The sequence below is a fragment of the Actinomadura logoneensis genome, from assembly GCF_003428695.1.
GTDB classification, from domain to species: domain Bacteria; phylum Actinomycetota; class Actinomycetes; order Streptosporangiales; family Streptosporangiaceae; genus Spirillospora; species Spirillospora logoneensis.
Genome location: NZ_QURH01000935.1, coordinates 1 through 7,725, shown reverse-complemented (window position 1 = coordinate 7,725; position 7,725 = coordinate 1). Strand labels below are relative to the sequence as shown.

5 protein-coding genes are annotated in these 7,725 nt (G+C 73.0%); all 5 read right to left on the bottom strand.

All coding sequences use genetic code 11. From position 1 onward, the window contains the following. Positions 1-362: 362 nt before the first annotated feature. Positions 363-1,226 (bottom strand): TIGR03936 family radical SAM-associated protein, encoded by an 864-nt coding sequence (locus tag DZF91_RS31570; protein ID WP_117360721.1) that lies wholly within the window; start codon positions 1,224-1,226, stop codon positions 363-365. 188 nt (positions 1,227-1,414) lie between these two features. Continuing rightward, a complete protein-coding gene (locus tag DZF91_RS31565; RefSeq protein WP_117360720.1) occupies positions 1,415-3,337 on the bottom strand; it encodes a TIGR03960 family B12-binding radical SAM protein in 1,923 nt (640 codons plus the stop codon). Positions 3,338-3,484: 147 nt separating this feature from the next. Then, positions 3,485-4,672 carry a rod shape-determining protein RodA gene (gene rodA / locus DZF91_RS31560; RefSeq protein WP_117360719.1) on the bottom strand — a complete coding sequence of 396 codons (1,188 nt, stop codon included), beginning with the start codon at positions 4,670-4,672 and terminating at the stop codon, positions 3,485-3,487. Beyond that, positions 4,669-6,996 carry a penicillin-binding protein 2 gene (mrdA, locus tag DZF91_RS31555; RefSeq protein WP_117360718.1) on the bottom strand — a complete coding sequence of 776 codons (2,328 nt, stop codon included), beginning with the start codon at positions 6,994-6,996 and terminating at the stop codon, positions 4,669-4,671. Before mrdA ends, rodA begins: the two co-directional genes overlap by 4 nt. Continuing rightward, positions 6,993-7,586: a rod shape-determining protein MreD gene (mreD, locus tag DZF91_RS31550; protein WP_117360717.1), complete on the bottom strand. Its 594-nt coding sequence runs from the start codon at positions 7,584-7,586 to the stop codon at positions 6,993-6,995. The genes mrdA and mreD overlap by 4 nt, the downstream gene beginning before the upstream one ends. Between the last annotated feature and the right edge of the window lie 139 nt (positions 7,587-7,725).

Genomic DNA, 7,725 nt, shown 5'->3' with positions numbered 1-7,725 from the left:
CGGCGGCCTCTCCGCCGGCCGGGTCCGGGTCGGGCGGCGGACCCGCCGGGCGGCTGGCCACGCGGCGGCGCGTGGTCGTCACGGTGGGACGCGAATCCGCGGGGTTCTCGGCCCCGTTGGCCGGATCGTTCTCGTTCTCAAGCATGCGGGCTTCTCCCGTCAGGCTCCCGGGCGCGACCGCACGCCCCGCCGGTGAGGGCGGTTCGCCGCGGTGCGCCGCACGGGAGCACTCCGTCAGTCATCGGCGCCGACGCGCCCGGACACCGGGTCCGGTCGCGCCGACGAAGTCGTCGGGGGCGCGCCCGCCGCTCCCTGACGGCCGGTTCCGCGCCGCCACGGGCGTGGCGGCGGCGGCTTCGGCCCTACGAGCGGGCGCTGACGGCATCCACGCCCGCGGCGTCGCCGGATCGCGGCAAGGCGGAACCGTCCGCCGGACCGGCCTCGTCGCCGGCGGCGGACGCGGTCTCCCGGTCGGGATCGAGCGGATCCGCGAGCACACCGGTCTGCTCGTCCAGGAGCCCCTGCGCCAGCCGGGTCACCAGCGGGGGTGACGGCGGCGCGAGGTCGGCGACCTGGCGGAGGCCGGTGAGGATGTCGTCGGGTCGTACGGCGGGTGTGGTGTGCCGCACAACCATGCGAAGTATCGCACATGGGGCATCCGTCGCCTCGGTGCCGCGCCGGTCGGCGTCCTGGAAAGCCTCCAGGGCGGACACGGCGGCACGCACGTCGAAACGGCGGCGCCCCTTCTTGGTGAGGCGTTCGACCTCCACCGCCCCGGCGGCCAGGAAGGCGGACACGGCGGCCTCGGCGTCGCCCGCGGCGACACCGTCGAGCCGTACCCGCCACTCGGACGCCTGGAGCCGATCGGCCAGCGCGGTGCTCTTGCCCGTCCCCTCCGGGAGGGCCACGACGTCGACGACGTCGAGGCCCGGCGGAAGGGCGGCGTCGAGCTCGGCGCGCACCCGCGCAGGGTCGCGGGGCTCGGTCAGCCCGATCTCGAGGTACTCGGCCTCACTGGCCACACCGGTGGCGGCCGCACCCGCATAGGAGATCTTCGGGTGCGGAGTGAATCCGGCACTGAACGCGACAGGGATCCCGGCACGCCGTACGGCGCGTTCCACGGCCCGGGAAATGTCGCGGTGGCTCGTGAACCGCAGCCTGCCCCGCTTGGCGTAGCGGACACGCAGGCGTTGGATCACGGGGGCCGGTGCTGGACCCTCCGGCATGGGAGCCAGGGTTCTGGTCCTTCCTACTCGTGTCGAGTCGAAAACGTCTCTCTATAGAGTACGGCCCCCTCGGCCCACTTGAGCCCCCGGGCATCCCGAAGCGGCGCCCGCACGCAGCTCAGAGGCCCCGGTGACAGGCGCGTGGCGGGCGCGGGACGGGTCCGCCGCGCCCCCCACCGCGCGGGTGGTCAGACGACGCTGAGGGGAAGGAGGCGCTTGCCGGTGGGGCCGATCTGGATCTCGGTGCCCATCGTCGGGCAGACGCCGCAGTCGTAGCAGGGCGTCCAGCGGCAGTCCTCGACCTCGGTCTCGTCGATCGCGTCCTGCCAGTCCTGCCAGAGCCACTCGCGGTCGAGGCCGGCGTCGAGGTGGTCCCACGGCAGGACCTCGACCTCGTCGCGGTCGCGCAGCGTGTACCAGTCCAGGTCGACGGGCTCGCCGGCCAGCGCGGTCTCGGCGGCGGACGTCCAGCGCTCGAAGGAGAAGTGCTCCGACCAGCCGTCGAACCGGCCGCCGTCCTCCCACACCGCGCGGATGACCTTGCCGACGCGGCGGTCGCCGCGGGACAGCAGGCCCTCGATCACCGACGGCTGGCCGTCGTGGTAGCGCAGGCCGATGGCGCGGCCGTACTCCTTGTCGGAGCGCAGCTCGTCCCGCAGCAGCCGGAGCCGCCGGTCGACGGTCTCGTGGTTGGTCTGCCCGGCCCACTGGAACGGGGTGTGCGGCTTGGGCACGAACCCGCCGATGGAGACGGTGCAGCGGATGTCCTTGCGGCCGGTGGCCTCGCGGCCCGCCTTGATCACGCGCTTGGCCATCCCGGCGATCTCCAGGACGTCCTCGTCGGTCTCGGTGGGCAGGCCGCACATGAAGTAGAGCTTGACCTGCCGCCAGCCGTTCTCGTAGGCGGTCGTGACGGTGCGGATGAGGTCGTCCTCCGACACCATCTTGTTGATCACCTTGCGCATCCGCTCGGAGCCGCCCTCGGGCGCGAAGGTCAGACCGGAGCGGCGGCCGTTGCGGGAGAACTCGTTGGCGAGGGTGATGTTGAAGGCGTCCACCCGGGTGGACGGCAGCGACAGCGAGGTGTGGGTGCCCTCGTAGCGGTCGCCGAGGCCCTTGGCGACATCGGCGATCTCGCTGTGGTCGGCCGACGACAGCGACAGCAGGCCGACCTCGGTGAACCCGGTCTGCCGCAGGCCCTCGTCCACCATCGCGCCGATCGTGGTGATCGACCGCTCCCGGACCGGACGGGTGATCATGCCGGCCTGGCAGAACCGGCAGCCGCGGGTGCAGCCCCGGAAGATCTCCACCGAGAACCGCTCGTGCACGGTCTCGGCCAGCGGGACCAGCGGCTTCTTGGGGTAGGGCCACTGGTCGAGGTCCATGACGGTGTGCTTCTCGACCCGCCACGGGACGCCCGGACGGTTCGGCGCGACGCGCTTGATGCGGCCGTCCGGCAGGTACTCGACGTCGTAGAACCGGGGCACGTACACGCCGCCGGTCTCGGCGAGGCGCAGCAGCACCCCGTCCCGGCCGCCGGGTTCGCCCTCGTCCTTCCACTCCCGGATCACCTCGGTGATCGCCAGCGCGATCTCCTCGCCGTCGCCGAGCACGGCGGCGTCCACGAAGTCGGCGATGGGCTCGGGGTTGAACGCGGCGTGCCCGCCCGCCAGCACGATCGGGTGCCCGTCGGTGCGGTCGGCGGACTCCAGCGGGATGCCCGCCAGGTCGAGCGCGGTGAGCAGGTTGGTGTAGCCGAGCTCGGTGGAGAACGACACGCCGAACACGTCGAACGCGCCGACCGGGCGGTGCGAGTCGACGGTGAACTGCGGGATGGCGTTGTCCCGCATGACCTGCTCCATGTCCGGCCACACCGCGTAGGTGCGCTCGGCCAGGACGCCCTCGCGCTCGTTCAGGATCTCGTAGAGGATCTGGACGCCCTGGTTCGGCAGCCCGACCTCGTAGGCGTCGGGGTACATCAGCGCCCAGCGGACGGTCGCCGCGTCCCAGTCCTTGACCTGCGAGTTCAGTTCGCCACCGACGTACTGAATCGGCTTCTGCACGCTCGGGAGCAGCGGCTCCAGGCGCGGGAAGATCGACTCTACGGACATGACGGTGCGCCTCCGGTGGCTGGACATGGGATAGACCCTCAAGCCTATCCCCGGCGGACCGGTCGATCGGCCGCTCCCCCGCCCCCCGGCGGCCACCCGGCTCCGCTCGTGCCCCCGCGAAGCGCCGGCCGGACCCCTGCGCGGGCGCTAGTCGAAGGGGCGGCGGCGGACGTGGACGGCCTGCAGCAGCCCCAGCGCGATCATGTTCGCGAAGGTCGCCGACCCGCCGTAGGACACGAACGGCAGCGGCAGTCCGGTGACCGGCATGATCCCCAGGGTCATCCCGGCGTTCTCGAACGTCTGGAACGCCAGCCAGCACACCACGCCCGTCGCGACCAGCGTGCCGAACAGGTCGGCCGCCTGCGAGGCGATCCGCAGCCCGCGCCACAGCACCAGGCCGAGCAGCAGCAGGATCGCGGCGGCGCCGAGGAACCCCAGCTCCTCCCCCGCGACGGTGAAGACGAAGTCGGTCTGCTGCTCGGGGACGAAGTGCCCGGCGGTCTGCTCGCCGTGGAACAGGCCCTTGCCGAACACGCCGCCGGAGCCGATCGCGATCCGCGCCTGCTGGGCGTTGTAGCCCGCGCCGCGCGGGTCGGCGGACGGGTCGAGGAAGGCGGTGAACCGGGCGAGCTGGTACGGCTTCAGGATGCCGAAGAACCAGACGGCGAGCGCGAGGAGGACGCCCCCGCCGACCAGCCCGGCGATCCACCGCTTGGCCGCGCCGGACACCGCGAGCATGCCGATCACCACGACGGCGAACACCAGCGTGGTGCCGAGGTCGGGCTGCAGCATGATCAGCGCCGCCGGGACGCCCGCCAGGCCGAGGGCGAGCAGCACGTCCCGGCGGCCGGGGCCGACCTCGCCGTCGCGCGGCTCGCCGAGCACCATCGCCATGACCACGACCAGCCCGACCTTGGCGAACTCCGAGGGCTGCACCTGGAACCCGCCGCCGATGACGATCCAGGAGTGCGAGCCGTTGATCGTCGAGCCCAGCGGGGTGAGGACCGCGAGCAGCCCGACGCAGGCCAGGCCATACAGGATCGGGACGTACGCGCGCAGCAGCCGGTAGTCCAGGACGGTCACGACCGCGCCCAGCACGAGCCCGATCACCAGGTTCAGGATGTGTCGCTTGAGGAACCACTCGGGGTCGCGGCCCTGCTCGGTCAGCAGGTGGAAGGTCGCGGACCGGACCAGCAGCGTCCCGATCACCGACAGCGCCAGCACCGACAGGATGAGCGTCCAGTCGAGGCGGCGCAGCCCGGCGGCGCGCCGCCGCCAGGGGTTCCGCTCGCCGTAGCCCTCGACCGGCCCGGCGAACCCGCCCAGCCCGGTCACGGCGCGGCCCCTGCTCCGGACCGTCGTCCGGCCAGGCCGGTCGGCGGTCCACTCGTTCCACCCGAGCTGCCGGTTCCGCCCGTTCCGGCCGCTCCGCTGGGGACGGACGGGTCGAGGGCGGGCGCGGCGGCTCCGGAGGGACCGTTCTCCCCGTCCGGCTCGGCCGTCCCGCTCGGACCGGTCGTCGGCCGCCCGGACGGCCCGGTCTTGCGGCCCGGCCCCGTCTTGCCGGTTCCCGTCTTACCGGACGCCTCCTGGTCGACCACGGCCTGCGGGCGCGGCAGTTCGGACGGCAGCCGCCCGTCCTTGCCGACCATCGGCTTCCCGTTCTTCAACCCGTACATGGCCTCGTAGATCTGGCGGACGGCGGGCGCAGCGGCGTTGGCGCCCTGCCCGCCCTGGGAGATCATCACGACGACGGCGTAGCGCGGGTTCTTCACCGGGGCGAACGAGGCGAACCAGGACGTGTCGTCCTTGCCGTAGACCTCCGCCGTGCCGGTCTTGCCGGCGACGTCCACCTTCTTGAAGTCGAAGCCGTTGAAGGCCCCGGCGGCCGTCCCGGACTTGGTCACGCCCGCCAGGCCGCCCCGGATGTACTTCAGCACCTGCGGATCGACCGGCAGCTTCCCGGCGGGCGGGTCCGGGAGGCGGCGCACGACCGTGCCGTCCGCGCGGACGACCGCCCGTCCGATGCGCGGCACGACCAGCCGTCCGCCGTTGGCGAGCGCCGCGTAGGCGCGCGCGAGCTGGAGCGGCGTGGCGAGCACGTCGCCCTGCCCGACCGAGAAGTTCGCCGCGTCACCCGCGCGCCACACGTAGCCCTCGGCGCAGTTCTCCGCCGCGACCGCCTTCAGGTACGCGGCGCGGCCCGGATCGGACTCGGCGATGTCGGGGTAGCCGTCCTTGGCGGCCTTGCAGTCGGCCTTCTTGGTGGCGTTCCAGTACGCGGTCTTCCAGGCCCGGTCCGGGATGCGTCCGCTGGACTCGCTCGGCAGGTCGATCCCGGTTTTGGATCCGAACCCCCACTGGCGCGCCATCCTGACCATCGGGTCGGACGGGTTCTTCTTCGGCTTGGTGCCGCCGTCGCGGAGCCACTCCTCGTAGGCGAACTTGTAGAACACGGTGTCGCAGGAGACGACCAGCGCCTGGTGCAGGCTCATGTCGCCGTGCGACTCGCCCTCGAAGTTGCGGAACGCGCGGCTGCCCACGTTGTAGGAGCCGGGGCAGGCGTAGGTGCCGCGCAGGTCGTAGCCGTCGCCGACGGCCGCCGCCACCGACGAGACCTTGAAGGTGGAGCCCGGCGCGAACTGCCCCTGCGTGGCCCGCGAGATCAGCGGCTCGCCCTTCTTCTTGCCGAGCAGCGCATCGTACTGCTCCTGCGAGATGCCGCCGATCCAGATGGACGGGTCGTAGGACGGGTAGCTGGCGAGCGCCACGACGTGCCCGGTCTGGACGTCCATCACCACGGCCGCGCCCGAGTCGGCGTGCTTGCCCTGCGAGCGCGCGGCCTTCACGGCGTCCTGGACGGCCTTTTCCGCCGCGCCCTGCACGCCCGCGTCGATGCTGGTCACCAGGTTGCCGCCGGGGACGGCGGGCTTGTCCTGCGCGGTGCCGGTGACGCGTCCCTGGCTGTCGACCAGGACCTTGCGCAGGCCGGGCTCGCCGCGCAGGTCGGCGTCGTAGGTCGCCTCCAGGCCGTCCCGGCCGATCAGGTCGACGCCGCTGTAGCCGGTGACCTTGAGGCCCTTGCGCTTGTCCAGCTCCTCCTGCGTGATCGGCTGCAGGTAGCCGAGCGTCTGCGCGGCGTTCGCGCCCTCCGGCCGGGGGTAGTCCCGGACGGCCTGGACCTGCGCGGTCACGCCGGGGAAGTCCTCCTGCCGCTCCATGATCTGCAGCGCGCGCTTGGCGTCGACCTTGTCGTCCACCGGGATCGGCTGGTACGGCGAGCCGGGCCAGCACGGGCGCCTGATGCCGGGCCCGCACAGCCGCGTCCTGGTCGCCAGCGCGTCGTAGGTCGTGCCGAGCACGCCGGCGAGCCGGGTCAGCACGGCCCGGCCATGGTCCTTCTGCCGCATCAGCGAGGTGCGGTCGACCGACACGACGAGCGCGGTGCGGTTGCGGACGAGCGTGCGCCCCCGGTCGTCCAGGATCATGCCGCGGACGGCCGGGACGACGATGTCACGGGTCCGGTTGTCGGCGGCGACCTGCCGGTAGTGCCGCCCCTCGAGGACCTGCATCGTCCACAGCCGCCCCACCAGCACCAGCAGCAGCGCGCCGACCGTGACGTACAGGACGATCAGCCTGAGATGGGTCCGGTTGGTCACAGCCGCGTCCGCCCCGACATCGTCCGGTACCGCCCCACCGGGACCGAGAACCGGTCGCGGTTGCGCTCGGGCCGGTCGTAGCGGCGGGTCGCGCGCAGCACGCACCACACCACGAACGGGCTGGCGACCACGTCGTAGAGCACCTGCAGCGGCACCAGCCGCCCCACGATCGCCCAGGACGCGCGCGGGTCGCCGAGCAGCATCCCGATCGCGGCGTAGGCGACCGTCCCGAGCAGCGCGCCCGCGGCGACCGCGAAGAACGGCACCATCGACTGCCGGTCCATCTCGGCGGCGGCGATCCCGCAGACGTAGCCGATGAGGCAGTAGACCAGCGCGTACCGGCCGATGGTGTGGTCGGCGGGCGGCACGATGTCGGCGGCGAGCCCGGCGCAGAACCCGGCGACGCAGCCGGTCAGCGACCCCGACACCAGCGCGAGCGCGACCACGCTGAGCAGCACCAGGTCCGGCGTGACGCCGCCGGGCAGCGGCAGCCGGTTGGCGACCGACACCTGGAGCACCAGCGCCACCACGACCACGACCGCGGAGATCACGCGCCGTCCGGTGGGCGACGCCTCCGGAGCGTTCAGCAATGTAGGGCTCCCTCAGACGGCTTGCAGGGACGGCTTAGTGGGACGGCCTGGCGGACGGGCTCTCCGCGTCGCCGCGCGGCGGGCCGGCCGAAGGCGACGCGCCGGGGGACGCGGGCGGGGAGGCGCCGGGCGAGGCGGG

What these genes read in the sequence shown, in the direction of transcription:
- DZF91_RS31570 (WP_117360721.1), bottom strand. Translation starts at nt 1,226, where the DNA reads ATGCCGGAGGGTCCAGCACCGGCCCCCGTGATCCAACGCCTGCGTGTC.
- DZF91_RS31565 (WP_117360720.1), bottom strand. Translation starts at nt 3,337, where the DNA reads ATGTCCGTAGAGTCGATCTTCCCGCGCCTGGAGCCGCTGCTCCCGAGC.